General features: G+C 70.0%; 14 protein-coding genes. 8 read left to right on the top strand and 6 right to left on the bottom strand.

Translation table 11 applies throughout. The features are described from left to right. Positions 1 to 5: 5 nt before the first annotated feature. Together ABD978_RS38860 and ABD978_RS38855 are read left to right on the top strand one after the other, a co-directional pair. Positions 6 to 2,744 (top strand): MMPL family transporter, encoded by a 2,739-nt coding sequence (locus ABD978_RS38860; RefSeq protein WP_345365825.1) that lies wholly within the window; start codon positions 6 to 8, stop codon positions 2,742 to 2,744. A 2-nt stretch (positions 2,745 to 2,746) separates the two neighbouring features. After that, entirely contained in the window at positions 2,747 to 3,781 is a 1,035-nt protein-coding gene (locus ABD978_RS38855; protein WP_345365823.1) for an alpha/beta hydrolase, read from the top strand. Positions 3,782 to 3,861: 80 nt separating this feature from the next. Here ABD978_RS38855 and ABD978_RS38850 read toward each other — a convergent pair whose 3' ends face one another. Continuing rightward, positions 3,862 to 4,323 carry a hypothetical protein gene (locus ABD978_RS38850; RefSeq protein ID WP_345365821.1) on the bottom strand — a complete coding sequence of 154 codons (462 nt, stop codon included), beginning with the start codon at positions 4,321 to 4,323 and terminating at the stop codon, positions 3,862 to 3,864. A 235-nt stretch (positions 4,324 to 4,558) separates the two neighbouring features. After that, positions 4,559 to 4,996, bottom strand: a complete 438-nt coding sequence (locus ABD978_RS38845; protein WP_345365819.1) for a hypothetical protein — start codon at positions 4,994 to 4,996, stop codon at positions 4,559 to 4,561. Between the two features lie 573 nt (positions 4,997 to 5,569). On the opposite strand from ABD978_RS38845, the gene ABD978_RS38840 reads away from it, so the two are divergent. The 3 genes from ABD978_RS38840 (at position 5,570) to ABD978_RS38830 (ending at position 9,411) form a co-directional block, all read left to right on the top strand. Next, complete coding sequence (locus tag ABD978_RS38840; protein WP_345365817.1) at positions 5,570 to 6,865, top strand: MFS transporter; 1,296 nt, start codon at positions 5,570 to 5,572, stop codon at positions 6,863 to 6,865. Positions 6,866 to 6,947: 82 nt separating this feature from the next. Beyond that, complete coding sequence (locus tag ABD978_RS38835) at positions 6,948 to 7,733, top strand: NsdA family TPR-like regulatory protein (RefSeq protein WP_486303917.1); 786 nt, start codon at positions 6,948 to 6,950, stop codon at positions 7,731 to 7,733. Between the two features lie 331 nt (positions 7,734 to 8,064). Beyond that, a complete protein-coding gene (locus ABD978_RS38830) occupies positions 8,065 to 9,411 on the top strand; it encodes an exo-alpha-sialidase (protein ID WP_345365813.1) in 1,347 nt (448 codons plus the stop codon). A gap of 112 nt (positions 9,412 to 9,523) precedes the next feature. Here ABD978_RS38830 and ABD978_RS38825 read toward each other — a convergent pair whose 3' ends face one another. Together ABD978_RS38825 and ABD978_RS38820 are read right to left on the bottom strand one after the other, a co-directional pair. After that, positions 9,524 to 10,951 (bottom strand): RNA-guided endonuclease InsQ/TnpB family protein, encoded by a 1,428-nt coding sequence (locus ABD978_RS38825; RefSeq protein ID WP_345365811.1) that lies wholly within the window; start codon positions 10,949 to 10,951, stop codon positions 9,524 to 9,526. A gap of 119 nt (positions 10,952 to 11,070) precedes the next feature. Continuing rightward, the gene (locus ABD978_RS38820; protein ID WP_345365809.1) at positions 11,071 to 11,613 is read right to left on the bottom strand and encodes a YceI family protein; all 543 of its coding nucleotides are present in this window, start codon (positions 11,611 to 11,613) and stop codon (positions 11,071 to 11,073) included. 141 nt (positions 11,614 to 11,754) lie between these two features. Between ABD978_RS38820 and ABD978_RS38815 the strand changes: the two genes are divergently transcribed. Beyond that, on the top strand, positions 11,755 to 12,645 hold the full coding sequence (locus ABD978_RS38815) for a LysR family transcriptional regulator (RefSeq protein ID WP_345365807.1): 891 nt from the start codon (positions 11,755 to 11,757) through the stop codon (positions 12,643 to 12,645). Between the two features lie 159 nt (positions 12,646 to 12,804). On the opposite strand, the gene ABD978_RS38810 is transcribed toward ABD978_RS38815, so the two are convergent. Continuing rightward, complete coding sequence (locus tag ABD978_RS38810; RefSeq protein WP_345365805.1) at positions 12,805 to 14,040, bottom strand: hypothetical protein; 1,236 nt, start codon at positions 14,038 to 14,040, stop codon at positions 12,805 to 12,807. 205 nt (positions 14,041 to 14,245) lie between these two features. Here ABD978_RS38810 and ABD978_RS38805 point away from each other — a divergent pair, with 205 nt between their 5' ends. Beyond that, the gene (locus ABD978_RS38805; RefSeq protein WP_345365803.1) at positions 14,246 to 14,857 is read left to right on the top strand and encodes an RNA polymerase sigma factor; all 612 of its coding nucleotides are present in this window, start codon (positions 14,246 to 14,248) and stop codon (positions 14,855 to 14,857) included. After that, positions 14,854 to 15,867 (top strand): CU044_5270 family protein, encoded by a 1,014-nt coding sequence (locus tag ABD978_RS38800; RefSeq protein WP_345365801.1) that lies wholly within the window; start codon positions 14,854 to 14,856, stop codon positions 15,865 to 15,867. Before ABD978_RS38805 ends, ABD978_RS38800 begins: the two co-directional genes overlap by 4 nt. A 148-nt stretch (positions 15,868 to 16,015) precedes the next feature. On the opposite strand, the gene ABD978_RS38795 is transcribed toward ABD978_RS38800, so the two are convergent. Continuing rightward, positions 16,016 to 16,822 carry a thioesterase II family protein gene (locus tag ABD978_RS38795; RefSeq protein WP_345365799.1) on the bottom strand — a complete coding sequence of 269 codons (807 nt, stop codon included), beginning with the start codon at positions 16,820 to 16,822 and terminating at the stop codon, positions 16,016 to 16,018.

Here is a 16,822-nt window from a genome sequence, read left to right as displayed (position 1 = left end):
CAGCGATGTTCGCCGGTCTGGGACGTCTCGTCCATCGACGACGGCTGAGCTGTCTCGCCCTGTGCCTGGCGTTCGCGGTCCTGTCCGGGATGTGGGGCTCGGGCGCGGTCGCGCGGCTGAAGAGCGGCGGCTTCGACGACCCGCACTCCTCGTCCTCGCTCGTCGCCAAGCTGTCCGCGCAGTACTTCAGCAACTCCACGCCCGACGTCTTCGTCATCTACCGCAGCGACCGGCTGAGCATCGACGACCCCCGCTTCCGCGGCGCGGTCGTCACGACCCTCGCCCGCCTGCCGCAGGACCGGATCCGCAACGTCCTGACGTACTGGAGCCAGACGCCGCGCGTCGCCGAGCTGGCGTCCAAGGACCGGCACGCGACGTTCGCGGCCGTGCAGCTCGCCGGCGACGACTCGGCCAAGGCCGCGGCGTACGACGCCATCAAGGACATGTTCGCCGCGCCCGGCCTCAGCGTGCGGGTCGGCGGTGGCGTGCCGCTCGCCAAGGAGTTCAACACCCAGACGCAGGGCGACCTGGCCCGCGCGGAGACGATCTCCTTCCCGGTGCTGCTGGTCCTGATGCTGCTGGTGTTCGGCAGCCTCGGATCGTTCTGGCTGCCGCTCGTCGTCGGCGCCTTCTCCATCGTCGGGGCGTTCACCGTGCTGCGGCTGCTGACGATGGTCACCGACGTCTCGTCCTTCAGCGCCGAGGTCATCACGATGATGGGCCTCGGCCTGGCGATCGACTACTCGCTGTTCATCGTCAACCGGTTCCGGGAGGAGCTGGCGCGCGGCGCCGACCGGCCGACCGCCCTGGCGAACACGATGGCGACCGCGGGCCGCACGATCGCGTTCTCCGGCATCACGGTGACGACCGCGCTCAGCGGGCTGCTGCTGTTCCCGCAGATGTTCCTGCGCTCGGTCGGCCTCGGCGGCATGGCGGTCGTCGCCGTCGCGATCGTAGGCGCGCTCATCCTGCTGCCCGCGCTGCTCGCCCTGCTCGGCCATCGCGTGGAGTTCGGCCGGATGCCGTGGCGCCGCCGGACCCGGAAGGACCGGCGCGAGGGCGGCCCGTGGTACCGCCTGGCGACCAGTGTCATGCGCCACCCGATCCTGTACTTCGTCGCCGTCATGGCGGTCCTCGGCGTGCTGACCACACCGTTCCTGCACGTACGGTTCGGCACGACGGACGTGCGCGTACTGCCGACGAGCAGCCCGAACCGCCAGCTCTACGAGGCGTTCCAGCGGGAGTTCCCCACCGGCTCGAAGGACCCGATCGACGTCGTCCTGTCCGGCGACCTCATCCCGAAGAACTTCGTGCCGTCGAAGAAGCGGCCGGTGCCGTCGTTCATCACCGACTACGAGGGCCGGCTGCGACGCCTGCCCGGCGTCACCAGCGTGGAGATCACCGGGTACGCCGACAAGTACGCCGCGGTCCGCATCTCGGTCCGCCACGAGTACGGCGCGATGACCGACCAGGCCCGTGACCTCGTCCGCCGCATCCGCGCGGTCCCGCCGCAGCGGGAGGCCCTGTACGCCGACGTCGGCGGCTCCACGGCCGCTCAGATGGACATGATGGACAGCCTGCGGCGCGGCCTGCCCATGGTCGGCGCGGTGATCGGGCTGGTCACGTTCCTGCTGCTGTTCATGGCGTTCGGGTCGATCGTGCTGCCGCTCAAGGCCGTCACCATGAACCTGCTGTCCCTCGGCGCGTCCTTCGGCGCGATCGTGTGGGGCTTCCAGGACGGCCACCTCGCGGGCCTGCTGCGCTTCACCCCGACCGGTACGACCGAGCCGACGACCATCATCCTCGTCCTGCTCACCGTCTTCGGCCTGTCGATGGACTACGAGGTCTTCCTGCTCAGCCGCGTCCGCGAGGAGTGGGACCGCACGCGGGACAACGTCCGGTCCGTCGCCGTCGGGCTGCAGCGCACCGGCGGCATCATCTCCAGCGCGGCCCTGCTGTTCCTCGTGGTGATCGCGGTGTTCTCCACCGCGGAGATCACCCTGGTCAAGCTCATCGGCGTCGGAATGTTCGTGGCGATCGTCGTGGACGCCTCCCTGGTCCGGATGCTGCTGGTCCCGGCGACGATGCGCTTCCTCGGCCCGGCGAACTGGTGGCTGCCCCGCCCGCTGCGCGCCCTCCACTCCCACCTCGACCTCGGCGAACACGACGAACCCCCGCCCCCGGAGAGCGCCGCCCCGCCTGAGGAGAGCACCGTCCCGGCCGCGGGGAGCGCCGCCCCGCCCGCGGAGGGCACCCCGGTGGAGGAGGAGCCCGCACGAGTCCCGGAGAGCGTTCCGGCCCTGGAGGACGTGCTCGTCGAGACCGCGCCCGCCCCCAGGGCACGGCGGCAGGCGCAGCGGCTGGCCGAACTCAGGGCGGAGCGGCGGGCGCTGCGGACCGTCCCGGACCGTACGGCCGCCGCCGAACTCGTCGGCCACGGGCGCGGCCCCGGCCGTCGCGATGACGCGGGCCCGGCCACCGACGCCGTCACCGGAGAGCCCGAGGCCGTCCTCGAGCACGGCCCGACCGGGGAGTTCGAGGCCGTTGTCGAGCACGGCGCCACCGGCGAGCCCACGCTCGCCGACGAGATCCTGCGCCGGGTGGCGGCCGTCAACGGCCGCGCCCCGGTATCCCGTCAGACACGCGAGGAGGCGGGCGACGGTCGCAGCGCCCCGCGTCCGCAGCGAGAGATCGTTCCCAACCCGGGCGGACCCGGGTGGCACTGGAAAGCACCGGAGGAATGAGCATGCCAGGTACTCCGCTCCGCCGCGCCGTCGCGTCGACCATGGGCGCAGCCCTGGCCGTCGCCATGGCGGGCGCGTCGCCCGCCGCCGCAGCGAGCAAACCGAGCAACAAGGTCCCCAGTACCGCCAAGGCGAGCGACGGGGCGCGCGTCACCTCGCAGAAGTGGCTGACCAGCCACGAGGTCGACCTGACGGTCAAGTCCGTCGCGCTCGGCCAGTCGGTGAAGGTGCGGATCCTGGTGCCGAAGGGCTGGAAGACCTCGACGACCAAGCGGTACCCGGTGCTGTACGCCCTGCACGGCGGCCGCGACCACTACCAGTCGTGGACCCGCAGCACCGACATCGAGACCTATGCGTACAAGTACAACGTCATGGTCGTCATGCCGGAAGGCGGCGTGAACGGGTCATATACGAACTGGTACAACTACGGCAAGTACGGCAGCCCGCAGTGGGAGACCTTCCACAACTTCGAGGTCCGGGAGATCGTGGAGCGCGCCTACCACGCCGGGACCGCGCGGGCCGTCATGGGCAACTCCTCCGGCGGCGAGGGCGCGATCACGTACGCCGAGCGCTACCCCGGCCTGTACCGGTACGCCGCCTCGTTCAGCGGCGTGCTGTCACTGCGGTCACCGGGTGTGCCGGCGCTGCTGATGTTCACGATCGTCGGTGCCGGCGACGGCACGGACCCGTTTCGCATCTGGGGCGTACCGGTCGCCGACGACGTCAACTGGCGCCAGCACGACCCGCTCTACCTGATCACGCGCCTCAAGGGCACCGGCGTCTACATCTCCTCGGGCACCACCGGCAAGCCCGGCCCCGGCGACAACCCCAAGACCGCGCCGTGGGACATCGGCCTGCTCAGCGAGCGGATGGTCGGCGCCACGAACGTGACCTTCCTACAGAAGGCCCAGCAGCTCGGCGTCCCGATCACCTCGCACATCTACGGCGATGGCCGGCACTCCTGGCCCGCGTGGACGCGCGAGATGCACACCGCCTGGCCCAAGCTGATGGCCGCCATCGGCGCCAAGCGCGTCTGACCCCTCCCGGCCCGCCGAATGACCGCCGCCGGAACCCTCGGCGGTCATCCGGCCGGCCGGGCCGCGCCTGGCTTGCGGCTCTACGTGGGTCGTGGGTAGCGGGTCCTCCCTGAGAAGAGAGCGACGTCCGCGTTGGTGTCGCTGGCCCAGTGCGCGTTCCTCACGGCCCGGTTGTACGTGTGCACGGCCGGGTTGAACTGGGGCGCGTCAGTTAAGACGAACTGGGGAGTGGGGCAGCCCCAGTTGGCATAGCCCGGGATGTAGGCGTTGCCCGGGAACTGGTGGTAGCTGCCGTCGGTCTGCCTCTTGACGTGCACGTGGGCGATGACGACCACGACCCAGTTCCTAAAGGTGACCCGGTAGGGGAGCACGAAGGTGTGATCCCAGTTCTGGTTGCCGGCATCGGCGTCGTGCATCGAGATGAAGAGCGGCTGCGCGTGGTTGTTCCCCAACTCGGTGATGACGTCCGCCCCGGTGAAGGTCGGCGTCCCGCCGCCCTGACACTTGGCCGGATCCCACCCTGGGGGTGGTTGCTGCATCATGTCGGATCCTCCAGACATGTGGGGGAAAGGTGCCTTCAACCTACGACCGGATGGTTGCGCCGTGGAATCGGACGGCCACAGTCGGTCCTGACCGACCCCGGCCGCCGGCTCAGGGCTTGAGAAACGCCGGCCCGGCGCTGCGAGGACGCGGCCTGAGGAGACCTCGTTCCAACGATCTTCGGGCTCCTCCCGCCGACAGCGGAAGGAACCCGAAGAGGCAGTTCAGGCCTTGGCGTCAGATGCTGTCGAGCGTGGCCGAGTACTTCTTCCCGGTCTTGAGGCCGACTTCCGCGTATAGGGACACGCGCCCGCTCCTGGCCACGGTGACCGGGCCGGCGTAATACCGGTAGTTCCCGCCGTCGCGGTCAATGCCGGCGTTGCTCTCCAGGGCGACATAGAGCCAGTTCGTCTTGCCGGCGTACGCGCTCGCCGGCCGGGTGACGGCGCACATCCGCGTGGGCGAGTGCGCGTAGGACTTCTGATACCAGTACGTGTAACCGACGGTGACCCTCGTGCCGCCTACAAGGGGAACATTGACGGCCGCCTTCGAACGGTACGTGTACCCCGAGCAGGGGGCACTGGCCGCGTCGGCTCCTGACGCCATGGACATCAGGGCTCCGGCGGCGATTCCGACGGCGGCCAGCGCCGCAGCCGTCTTGGTACGGAAATTCACGTTCTCGGGTCTCCTGTCAGTTTCGGATGAACGGAATCAGGACTGTTGCGGCCGGTCTGCGGTTCCGTCGTCGGCCGCTATCGCCAGTTGCCGAGTTGCTCGACGTACGCCTGTCCGGCGACCGGCTTGCCGTGTACGAGACGTTGCTCCCGACCGCTGCGTGACATTCGTGAGCAGTGACGCACGTCACATCGCCGCGGTGTCACAGGAATCGCGTCACGGTCGTCTCGGGTTTGTCAGGGCGCCGTGCGAATGACCCGCGCGGCACGCGACTCCATGCGTGAGGACGCATCGAGAGGAGTGAGACGACATGGCCGACACCGAGAACTGGGTCCCGAAGAACTGGGTTCCCCGCTGACCAGGCGGGCGCCTGAGAAGCTGATCTCAGCCGCTATGTCCTGAGATCCGATGCCGGCCCGGGGCGGGCCCCGGTTCCCCCCTATGCGCCACCCCCGGACCGGCGGATGGGCCATGCGCCGATGATCCGCTGTCTCTCGCGCGGACGACCTCTCTCACCGTCGCGACCTGCGCGGTGCACCGGCGTCAGGACCAGAGAAAGCGAGCATCCTTCGCATGGTGGCGAATTCCTCTTCGCCCGCCGAATCGGACAAGGCGCTCACCGGCCCGCGGAGCGACGAAAGCGCCAGGACCGGATACGGTGCCGTATTCGCGGTCAAGGAATTCCGGGCCGTCTTCGTGGCCCATGTCCTTTCGGTGCTGGGCGGCGTCCTCGCCGAGGTCTCGCTGGCCGTCCTGGTCTTCCGGCAGACCCACTCGGCGCTGTTGACGGGCCTCGTCTTCGCTCTCGGCTTCCTGCCCTACGCGCTCAGCGGGATCACGCTGTCCGGCATCGCCGACCGGTATCCGCCCCGCCGTGTGCTGGTCGCCTGCGACCTGCTGTCGGCGGGTTGCGTGGCCCTGATGGCCGTCCCGGCGACCCCGTTCGCGGCCCTGTTCCTGCTCCGTCTCGCCGTCGCGATGATCTCGCCGCTGTTCACCGGCACCCGGGCGGCGAGCCTCGCGGACATCCTGCAGGGCGACCGGTACGTCCTGGGCCGCTCGCTGATCCGGATCGTCTCGCAGAGTTCCCAGGTCATCGGCTACGGGCTGGGCGGCCTGGCGCTGGCGTGGGTATCGCCCCGCACCGCGCTTCGCGTCACCATCCTCACGTTCCTCGCGTCCGCTCTGCTGCTACGTCTGGGCACCCGTGACCGGCCCGCCCGGACAACAGGAAGCGGCGCGATGGCACGCGATTCCATCGCCTCGGTCGGCCGGTTGCTCGGCGACGCCCGCATCCGCGCGCTGCTGCTGATGTGGTGGGTCCCACCGATGTTCTTCGTGGTCGCCGAAGGGGTCGCCGCCCCCTTCGCCGACGCCTCTGGGGCGGGTTCCACCGGCTTCGGCCTGTTCCTGGCCGCGATGCCCGCCGGCACCGTGGTGAGCGAGGCGCTGGTCGGCACCCTGCTCAGCCCCGCCGCCCGTGAGCGCCTCACGCTGCCGCTCGCGGCCGTATCGCTGCTGCCACTGGCCGCATTCGCGGTCCACCCGCCGCTGCCGCTCGCGATCGGATTAATGCTGCTCACCGGACTGTCCGCCGCGTACACGCTCGGCATGGACAGGTGGTTCGTCCACGCGGTACCCGAAGAGATGCGAGGCCGGGCCATGTCCCTGCTGGGCGCCGGCATCATGACCCTGCAGGGCCTCGGCATGGCCGTCGGCGGCGCCGTCGCCGCCGTGGTCCCGCCCTACCTGGTGATCTGCGCAGCCGGGCTGCTGGGCACCGTGAGCGTCCTCGGCGTGCTGCGTTCCGTACGCAGACATCAGGCCCCACCACGATCGGAACATCGCTCGCCGCCCCGAGGGGCGTGAGAAAAGCTCGGTCAACGGGCGCCGGACCCTCGGGCGATTCACCATTTATCCGGATGCGCTGGGCGCGTGATCCGTCGTTCACCTGACCGTTCGGCTCCTCCGCGAAGCACGCGGTTCTGCGGTCGATGATCTGGCCGCGACCGCGTCCGGAGCCTCGCAGTTCAATGGCTGGCTCCATACCGCAACCGGTCGCCACGACGCCGCCGGCACCCTGTACGACCAGGCACTACGGCTCGGCATTCAGGCGGACGAGGCGGATCTGGCGGCCACGGCCCTGTCCATGCGAGGCCACCTGGCATGGGTGACGGGCGATATCGGCTCGATGGCCGCCCTATCGAATGCAGCCGCAGAGATGGCCACGGCCGTCGGTACTCGGGCGATGGCGATTCAGCAAGGAGGCCGCGCACTCGCGATCATGGGCGACAAGGACGGCGCACTCCATGCCATCGGCGAGGCCGAACAGGCCCTCACCGGCGGGAAATCCGGCGATGACCCGGACTCTCTCTATTTCTACGGTCCAGAGCTCCTCACGAGGCAGCGCGGCATCATCCTCACCTACCTGGCGGACAGTCTGACCGCCTACCTTCGTGCGGCGAACACGATTCTGGACGCCCTCGCGGCCCTGCCCTCTGCCGTACGCGACTCCGAATGGGTCGCCTCATACCGCGTTCGAGCTGCTGCGGCCTTCGCCGCCAGCGGTGAACCCGATGCCGCATCGGCCGAGTTGCGGCGCGCTCACGCGATCGCCTCGGTGACCGGAGGCAGCAAGACCCTCGGAGAGATCGCCCGAGTACACGCGCGCATTGCCGCCAAGTGGCCCACGAACCCATGGGTCGTCGAAGCCACAGAACAGATCACCGAGCGCTGAGTACTTACCTCAGCGCTCGCGTTCGTCCCGCCATCCGCGCTGAGCGCGTCTGACCCAAGGAGGTTGACGCAGTGAAGTGCTCGGTCACGGTGAGTCAAGAGGGGGGACAAAGATGATCTTGAAGCTGTAGCGTCGGTCGTGCCGTTCGGCGTCTGCTGGGAACACGCTGCCCGGCTAGGCGGCAGCGTTCCCTGTGGAGACACCCCCATCGAGGATGAGGAAGGCACCGTTGAAACGACGTTCAAGGTCAGTGCTGGCCGTGGCGGCCGCCGTGGCCGCCTGCACCGTTTCGGCTCAGCCCGCCTTCGCGGATGGTTCTGACCCTGCCGGCGTGGTGCCTATTTCGGGTACCAGTGCGCTGCCGGCGGGTTGTGGGCTGCCCGAGGGCGACGGTTACGTGCTGAACCCGAACACCGAGGTTCAGCCCATGGTCGCGCGGGATCCGAAGCGGCCGGGGCATCTCGTCGCGGTGTACCAGCAGGACCGGTGGAACCGGTACGGCAGCAACGGAGCCGTCACCGCCGTGTCCAATGACTACGGCGCGACCTGGCATCGGTCGGCGACGCAGCCCGCGTTTTCCCGGTGCAACGGCGGTACCGCCGCCAACGGCGGCGACTACGACGTCACGACGGACCACTGGATCACGATCACACCGTCCGGCACGGCGGTGGCCGCGTCGTTCTCGCTGTCGCGTACCGGTCAGGTCACGGCGATGCTGGTGTCGCGGTCCGCCGACGGCGGCGAGCACTGGGACGCCCCGGTGACTCTGCAGCGGGACGACGACCCGGAGTTCTTCAACGACCGCCCGTCGATCACCGCCGACCCGTACCACCCGGGCGTGGTCTACGCGGTGTGGGACCGGTCCTACAGCGAGTCGAACGGCGAATGGGGACAGCCGGTCTACCTGGCGAAGTCGACCGACGACGGGAAGACCTGGACCAGCAAGAAGGTGTACGACTTCCCCACCAACAGCGGCGCCATCGGTGCCGTCGTGGAACCGTTGGCGGACGGGACGCTGTTGATGGGCATGCACGTGGAGACCGACACCACCGCCGCCACCCAGGTCGTCCGCTCGACCGACGGCGGCGACACGTGGTCGACGCCGACGCTGAACGCGGCGGCCCCGTTCACTGTGGCCACCAAGATTCCGGACCCCGACAACTCGGGTGACCCGGTGCGCAACGCCACAGAGCCGCTGCTGGCGGTCCAGCCGAACAGCAAGGTGGTGAACGCGGTCTGGCAGAGCCAGGACGCCGACGGCACCTTCCACGTCGCGTACGCGCGGTCCACGGACGACGGGAAGACCTGGTCCAGCCCGGTTCGCGTGGACAAGACGCCCACCGGTTCGGCCGCGGTACCGGCGATCGCCGTGTCCCCCGGCGGCACCGTGGCGGTCACGTACTACGACTTCCGGAAGAACACGTCCGCGGCCACCCTGCCCACCGACTTCTGGGCCGTGACCTGCTCGGCGGACTGCACGACGTCCGCATCGTGGCGCGAGCGGCACATCGAGGGCTCGTTCGACGCGCGGAAGGCGCCGTTGACGAGCTCCGGCCGGATGATCGGTGACTACACCGGCCTGGTCTCGACCGGCTCGGCCTTCGTGGCCGTGTACGGCGTGACCACCGGCGACACCGCCAACCCGGTGGACGTCCACAGCGCGACCTTCTACAACTGACCGACCGGGCGCGACCCGCCGGCGCTTCTCGCGCCGGCGGGTCGCGCCCTACGGTACGGCGGAGATTCCGCGTCGAGTGGTGTTCCTGCCGGGGGCGAGTGCTAGTGCCGTGTCAAGCAACGTTGGTCGTGGGACGACCGTGTTGGTTGATCCTCGCCTCGGGGCGAGCGACTCCCCACTGGGGTGGTGGGGCGGGCCTCGGCCGGCCAGGGGACCCTTGTGCGGTGCCGTGATGGGGGCGTCGTCGGGGGTCACGCCGGGACGGTCCGGCACCGGGGAGGTGCCGTCCGGCTCGACGGTGCGTGATCACCACCGGGAACGGGTTCCTTTTCATGGTGGTGATGGGTCCGCCCGGGTCACGCCGGGCGATGTTGGCGCCGCCGACCAGGTCGCGGTGCCCGCTGAAACCACAATGCATGCAGGTGAAGCGGCGGCCGGCGGGTTTGGGGACCCGCCGCCCGCAGGACGGGCAGGTGGAGGAGGTCCCGCGTTCGTCGACCAGCTCGACGCGGATCCCGGCTTGTTCGGCTTTGTCTTTGAGGCAGCGGATCAGATAGCCGGGCCGCCAGTCACGGAGCCGCTGGTTGTGCCGCCGCCCGGCCTTCAACTCCAGGACACCGCGCGGGTCACCGACCCGTAGCGTCCCGACCCGCCGTTCCACGGCCCATTGGACGACCTGTTCGGCGGCTTCGTGCTGGGCCTGTTTGATCCGGCGTTTGTGGCGGGCCTCGAGCTTGCGCTGGCGGGCCCGGTACTTGCGCCACCGCCGCGAACCTGCCTGCCCCGGTTTGGGTGCCCGCTGGGCGACGGCGCGACGCCGGTGTTTGGTGTCTTTGAGGTGCAGGTGGGCCTCGGCGCGCATCGCCCGCCCCGAAACCAGCAGCCCTTCCCCCTCCGGTCCGGCGACCGCATAGGGGTGGATCACTCCTAGATCCACGCCCGCCACACGGCCGGGGTCGGGTTCGGTCCCGGGCGCGTAGGTGGCGACGGGAACCTCGGCGGTCACCTCGACGAACAACCGAGCGCCCTCGTTGAGCAGGGTGACCGACCGGATTTGCCCGACCGGATAGGGCAGTTCCCGGTCCAGGCGCACCCACAGGGGCAGGCGGCCACGGGCGACCGCCAACCGCAGGCGCTGCCCGTCGATGGCGAAGCTGCCGTAGCGGAACCGCACCGGCAGCAAGCGGCGTTTACGGCGCGGGAACCGAGCGGAGGCATCGCCGTCGGCGCGGCGTTTGGCGGTGGCGAACCAGGCATCGCTGTAGCGACGCAACACCCCTTCAGCGCAGGGGGAGTTCAGATCACCGAAGGCCCCCGGCCCGGCCTTGTGCAGCTCCCGGCACAGCTGCTGGAAGTTGGTGATGGGTGCCAGGCCGCGTTGGCGTCGCCACCGGTTCATGTCGAGCGCACACGCCCACACGTCCCCGGCCGCGAGCAGCAGACCGAAGCAGCGCCGCCGCTGCGCTGGCGTGACGCGCAGGCCGACCCGGGCGGTGCGCAACACCGTCCGGACGGCTTCAGGGCCAACACGTCGAGGCACGAGGTGATTACACCAAGTGCCTACGACAAAATCCGGCCCTCCAGGTTTGCCGGGCCACCGGGCCATCGGACGATTCCGAACAATGGCTGGTTACACGAACAGGGTTGTTTGACGCGGCACTAGGTCCGCCGGACAGCGGTGACGTCGAACTCCAGCGTCACCTTCTTGCCGACCAGGCCCGCGGCGGCGGTCCAGTTCACACCCCAGTCCGCCCGGTTGATCACGGTGTTGCCCTTGAAGCGAATGCGGACCTTGCCCCGCGGGTCGTGTTCGGTGCCGGTCTGCTCAAGGGCAACGGTGACCGGCTTGGTCACGCCGCGGATGGTCAGGTCACCGGTGAGCTCGAAAGCGGTCTCGCCGACCTGCCGCGCCCCGGTCGAGGTGAAAGTGATGGTCGGATGGTCGTGGAGGTTCAGGAATCTGCCGCGCAGCAGGTCGTCGCGTTTGGCGTTGCCGGTCTGGATGCTGCCGGCCTGGATGGTGAGCCGGAGGTGCGACTTCGACGGATCGTCGCCGTCCAAGCGGCCCCCGCCTTCGAATTCCTCGAATCGCCCGCGCACCTTGGGACCGATCGTGTGCCGGGCGACGAAGCCGATCCGGGTGTGGGCGGTATCGAGGGCGTAGTCGCCGCTCAGCTCACCGAGCGTGGGCGTGATGGTCATACGGGTCGCTCCAGAGCCTGCCTTATCGAGGTGCCGACCAGGCGGGTGTTGCCTGTCAGACGGTGTATCTCCAGCATCGAGGCAGGTCAGCGGCGGAACAATGTACGCTTCGTGCGGAGATCCATAATTCTGGAGTTATCAATGGAGCTTCGGGACATCGAGATCTTCCTGACGTTGGCCGAGGAACTGCACTTCGGCCGCACCGCGGAACGGCTCCATGTGTCCCAGGCCCGCGTGAGCCAGGTCATCAGCAGACAAGAGCGGCGCCTCGGCGTGGCCCTGTTCGATCGCACCAGCCGCCGCGTGAGCCTGACCCCGGTCGGCCGGCGCCTCCGCGAGGATCTGCAACAAGCCCTCGACCTCCTCCAGGAGGGACTCGCCCGCGCCGAAGCAGCCGGCCTGAGCGGGGGCCGGACTCTGCGGCTGGGTGTCTTCGGCCATGCCGGACACGAACTACGCCCACTCGTCGACATGTTCCGCACCCGTCACCCTGGCAGCGATGTCCAGTTCAACGAGATCACCGGCAGCGACGCGTTCGCCTCCCTGCGCGCCGGAGTGAACGACATCAATGTGCTGTGGCTGCCCGTCGTCGAAGCGGATCTCACCGTGGGCCCCACCGTGCTGACCGGAAGCCGCGTGCTGGCGGTGTCGGCCGACCATCCGCTCGCCGAACGCGGCTCCGCCTCCCTGGAGGACCTCGCCGACGACCACGTCGCCGACCTCGGCCCCGACGCCCCCGAGTACTGGGTCGCCGCCATGGTCCCCATGCGTACGCCGAGCGGTCGCCGTATCCCGCGCGGGCCCGCCGCGCGGACCTTCCATGAGGTCCTTTCCCTGGTCGCCGCCGGACAGTGCGTCCACCCGCTGGGCGAGATAGCCGCCCGCTACAACAACCCTCCCGACATCGTCTTCCTGCCCATGCGCGATGCCCCTGACCTTCAATGGGCCCTGACCTGGCGCTCCACCGCCGACAGCCCCGCCATCCGCGCGCTGGCCCAGATCGCCGTCGATCTCGGCCCCATCGCGCTGTGACGGCGACAGCGGGCGGCAGCCCGCGCTACCGCTGCGCTGCCACGCCGCCGATCACGACAGTGCTCCGAAGGTCGTCCTCCTCGACCGGACGCGGCCTCACCTGATCAGCCACGATCGCCGGACGGAGTGGTCCCGTCCGGCGATCCGTGCCGGCTGAAGTTACGCGTGGTGTGCGAGGAAGGGATACGGGCCGCCGCTCTTCTCGGAGTCACCGGTGCCGCCGACGGCCCACAGCCCGCCCCCCGGAATGGCGGCGGCGCCATTGACGCCCCCGTCTCCGGCCTGCGGGATCGAGCCGCGCGACCAGCGCTTTCCGTCCCAGCGCAGCGTGTACATGTGGTAGGGGAGATCCGTGTCCCCGACCGCCCACACGCTCCGTCCGTTCTTCACCACGTCGTTGATCTCTCCGGAACCGTCGGGCACAGGGGTGCTGGACCACTTGTGGCCGTTCCAGTGCAGCATGATCGGGAGACGGCTTCCGCCGCGGGAGCCGGCCTGCCCGGCGCCGACCACCCAGACGTCGTTGGCCGACAGCGCCCGGACCGCCGCCACGCGCCTGGTCCACCGGTTGCTGATCGCGGGTTCCTTCAGCCGTTTCCAGGCGCGGCCGTTCCAATGCAGGAGCACCAGGTGCTCGCGGCCTTGAGAGTCGCCGAAGTCGGTGCCGGCGGCCCAGACGTCGTGGGAATTCCGGACGGCCATGCCGGACAGCAGCCAGTTGTCGCCGATGCCGGGCAGCGCCATGGGCCGCCACTGGCGGCCGTTCCACCGCTGGACGTACCCCTGTGCGACCCGGGTGCGGGAGTCGTAGACGCCCCCGATGAGCCACGCGTCCTTCGGCCCGCCGGCGGCGACGAGGGTCCCGGACGACTGTTGCGCGCCGGGGAAGGCCGGGTAGCTCATCGGGGTCCAGCGTCGCCCGTCCCAGTGCAGCATCGCGCAGTCCGCGCTGGCCCACACGTCGTTGCGGCCCGTGGCGGTGAGGAAGTTGATGCGGCCGACGGCGGGCATGGTCACCGAGGACCAGGAGCGCCCGTTCCAGCGCAGCATCAGGGTCGGGAACATCTCCTTCTCCATCTGGCAGATGTCCGGGGGCGCGTCCGCTCGCCCCGCGGCCGTGCCGGCGAGGCCGCCCCGCGCGGCGGCCGAGGGATGGCCGACGATGCTGCTGACCTTGAACCCGCCCGCCCAGGCGTCCGTGCGTCCGGTGGTGACCACGCTCGTCAGGTTGGCCTGGCCCTTGACGGGGATCGCGGACCGGTGCCAGCCGGGACCGGGCTTGACGGGCTCCGCCGAGGCCGCGGGAGCGCCGATGGCGAGCGCGGTGGCCGAAACCGCCGCCGCGAGAGCGCCGAGCCGGGCCGCGCCGCGGCCTCGCCGAGGAATGAAGGTCATCAAGAGTCCTTTCGAAGAACGACGGTCGACTCCTGATCACCCGATGTCGCCACGGTGGTTCCCACCGCGGCCCGGCCTGGCCTCTGCCGCCGCACATGGGTCGGGCCCGAGGCGAGTGAATCCGATTGGGAACTCATCCGGGCCGTCCGGGTGAAAACCGGTCGCACATGGTCCGTTCCGCACGAGACCGGAAATCGGAGACCGGATGAGAACACAGCCGTATGTGGCTTCGACGGCGCGGGAGAGCATGGACGACGCCGCGTTGATACAGCAGTCCCTACGAGAGCCCGAGGCGTTCGCGCAGGTGTACGACCGCCATGCCGCGCACATTCACCGCTACGTGACCCGCCGGCTCGGAGCGGATGCCGCGGACGACGTGGTGGCCGACACCTTTCTGGACGCGTTCCGGCAGCGCCGCAGGTACCACTTCGACCGGACGGATGCCCGGCCGTGGCTGTACGGCATCGCCGCGAACATCATCGGCAAGCGCCGGCGTTCGGAGATACGGATGCTGCAGGCGCTCGCGAAGACGGGATCCGACCCGGTCGCGCAAAGCTACGGGGACGGCGTCGACGACCGGGTGGCGGCCTCCGCCGCCGGGCGGCCCATCGCTCGCGCGCTGGCCGCGTTGTCGCCGAAGTACCGCGAGGTGCTCCTGCTCATCGCCTGGGCCGACCTGTCCTACGAGGAGACCGCCGAGGCGCTGGGCATCTCGGTCGGCACCGTACGGTCACGGCTGCACCGGGCCCGAAAGAAGGTCCGCGAGGCGCTCGGCGGACACAATCCCACTTCCAGCATGGAGGAGCTCGACCGATGAACGACCTCGACCTGGTGCGTGAGATGCGTGCCGACGCTCCGGAGCCCTCGGCCGGCCAGCTGGCGGCCGGCCGTGACCGTCTGCGATCGGCGTTCGGTTCCCCCGCCGCCTCGGCACGGTCCCGCCCCGCGCTGATCCGACGTCCGGCGATCATCGCTGGTGGCCTGGCACTCGCGGCGGCGGCCACAGCCGTCGTCGTCACGGTCGGCGGATCGGGGCGGCAGGAGGGCCATGTCGGTCCCCGGCCGTCCTCCATCCAGCTGGCGGCGGCCACCGAGGTGCTGGACAAGGCCGCGCGGACCGTCGAGTCCCGGCCGGCGCCGAAGCTCGAACCGCACCAGTGGCTCTACTACCGCTTCACCGCGTACCATCACGCCGCCGGCGGCGAGACCGACCAATCCTGGATCCGGATGGACGGGATGCAGGATGCCTCCATGGTGGGTGGAAAGCTCGTGGTCACGCGGCACTCGACGGCCGAGTCCGCGGAGGGCACACCGCTGGGCGCCTATCGGCTGCTGGCCTCGCTGCCCACCGACCCGCACGCTCTCCTCGCCACGCTGTACGCCAAGGTCGGATCCGAACCGCGTGGCGGCGGTCAGAGCAAGCAGGAGCTGGCGTTCGAGAACATTCAGCAGTTGCTGTGGAACTCGCCGGCGGGCGCTCCGCCGCGCGTCCAAGGAGCGCTCTACCGGGCGCTGGCGCAACTGCCCGGCATCCAGGTCAAGCGCGACTTCCAGTACGCGCCCAGGCGTACGGCCATCGCCGTCTTCCACCTTCCCACCAGCGCGATCCTGCTCGACCCGACCAGCTACCAGATGATCGGCTGGGCGAGCGTCAGCGACGGCCACCGCCCGCCCGCTCCTAAACCGTCCAACGCCGCCGAAGCGCGCCAAATGGCCCACGACCCGAAGAAGTACCCCTGGAACTCCCCGGCCCTGCCCGCGGGTACCGTCATCAACTCCTTCTACCGCGATCACGTGGCCGTCGTCAGCGCCCCTGGCCGACGCTGACCAGCCCGGCCCTGTCCTCGGCGACGCCGACAGTCGTCCCCGAGGACAGGGCCGTGGTCGTCAGGTCCCGGAACCACAGGGGCAGCGGAGAGAACGGGCCGTGACGAACGCTCGGTCAACGGACGCCCGGCCCCCGTAAGGTCACCGCCTATCTGGACACGCTGGGCGCGTCATCCGTGGCTCGCCGAGCCTTCGGTCCGGCATGGCGGCCACCGCCGTCCGAGGCGACGGCCTCCTGGATCGCCGCCAGGACGGCGTCCCGGTGCGGGACCACGTAGAAGTGGTCACCGGGGAAGACCCGCAGCGTGAACTCACCGGTGGTCAGTTCGGCCCAGCGTTCGGCCTGCGCGATGGTGACGATCGGGTCGGCGTTCCCGGAGAACGCGGTGATCGGGAGGTCGAGGCGCGGGCCGGGCTCGTGCCGGTACGTCTCGATCAGCCGGAAGTCACTCCGCACGTACGGGAGGACGAGCTCGCGCAGCTGCGGGTCGGCGAGGGCCCGCGCGTCCGTGCCGCCGAGCCGGACCAGCTCGGCGACGAAGGCGTCGTCGTCCTTGTCGTGGAGGACCTCATCGGCCGGGCCGCCCGGCCGGTCGTGGGAGGCGCGGGACGCGGAGACGAACAGGTGCGTCGGCGGGACCCCGCGCGCGGTCAGCAGGCGGGCGGTCTCGTGGGCGATGGTCGCCCCCATGCTGTGCCCGAACAGCGCGACCGGTCGGTCCAGCAGCGGACCGAGCGCCTCGGTGACGGCACGGGCGATTCGCCCCGCGTCGTCGACGAGGGGCTCGAACAGCCGGTCCGCCCGGCCGGGGTACTCCGCGATGTGGACCTCGACCTCCGTGGCCGCCATGGCCAACGGGCGGTAGAACGCAGCCGAGCCGCCCGCGTGGGGAAAGCAGATCAGCCGCGTCGCCGCGGCCGGCCGGGCCTGGAAGCAGCGGAGCCAGCCCGGCAC

Source organism: Actinoallomurus liliacearum (genome assembly GCF_039542035.1).
Classification (GTDB): Bacteria; Actinomycetota; Actinomycetes; order Streptosporangiales; family Streptosporangiaceae; genus Actinoallomurus; species Actinoallomurus liliacearum.
Note: the sequence above shows the minus strand (reverse complement) of the source record. Positions and strands in the feature narration are given on the sequence as shown.

Excerpts from the sequence above, each read along its gene's own strand:
- ABD978_RS38800 (WP_345365801.1), top strand. The coding sequence starts at position 14,854 with ATGAACGACCTCGACCTGGTGCGTGAGATGCGTGCCGACGCTCCGGAG.
- ABD978_RS38850 (WP_345365821.1), bottom strand. The coding sequence starts at position 4,323 with ATGATGCAGCAACCACCCCCAGGGTGGGATCCGGCCAAGTGTCAGGGC.
- ABD978_RS38855 (WP_345365823.1), top strand. The coding sequence starts at position 2,747 with ATGCCAGGTACTCCGCTCCGCCGCGCCGTCGCGTCGACCATGGGCGCA.
- ABD978_RS38805 (WP_345365803.1), top strand. The coding sequence starts at position 14,246 with ATGAGAACACAGCCGTATGTGGCTTCGACGGCGCGGGAGAGCATGGAC.
- ABD978_RS38810 (WP_345365805.1), bottom strand. The coding sequence starts at position 14,040 with ATGACCTTCATTCCTCGGCGAGGCCGCGGCGCGGCCCGGCTCGGCGCT.
- ABD978_RS38820 (WP_345365809.1), bottom strand. The coding sequence starts at position 11,613 with ATGACCATCACGCCCACGCTCGGTGAGCTGAGCGGCGACTACGCCCTC.
- ABD978_RS38840 (WP_345365817.1), top strand. The coding sequence starts at position 5,570 with ATGGTGGCGAATTCCTCTTCGCCCGCCGAATCGGACAAGGCGCTCACC.
- ABD978_RS38815 (WP_345365807.1), top strand. The coding sequence starts at position 11,755 with ATGGAGCTTCGGGACATCGAGATCTTCCTGACGTTGGCCGAGGAACTG.
- ABD978_RS38860 (WP_345365825.1), top strand. The coding sequence starts at position 6 with ATGTTCGCCGGTCTGGGACGTCTCGTCCATCGACGACGGCTGAGCTGT.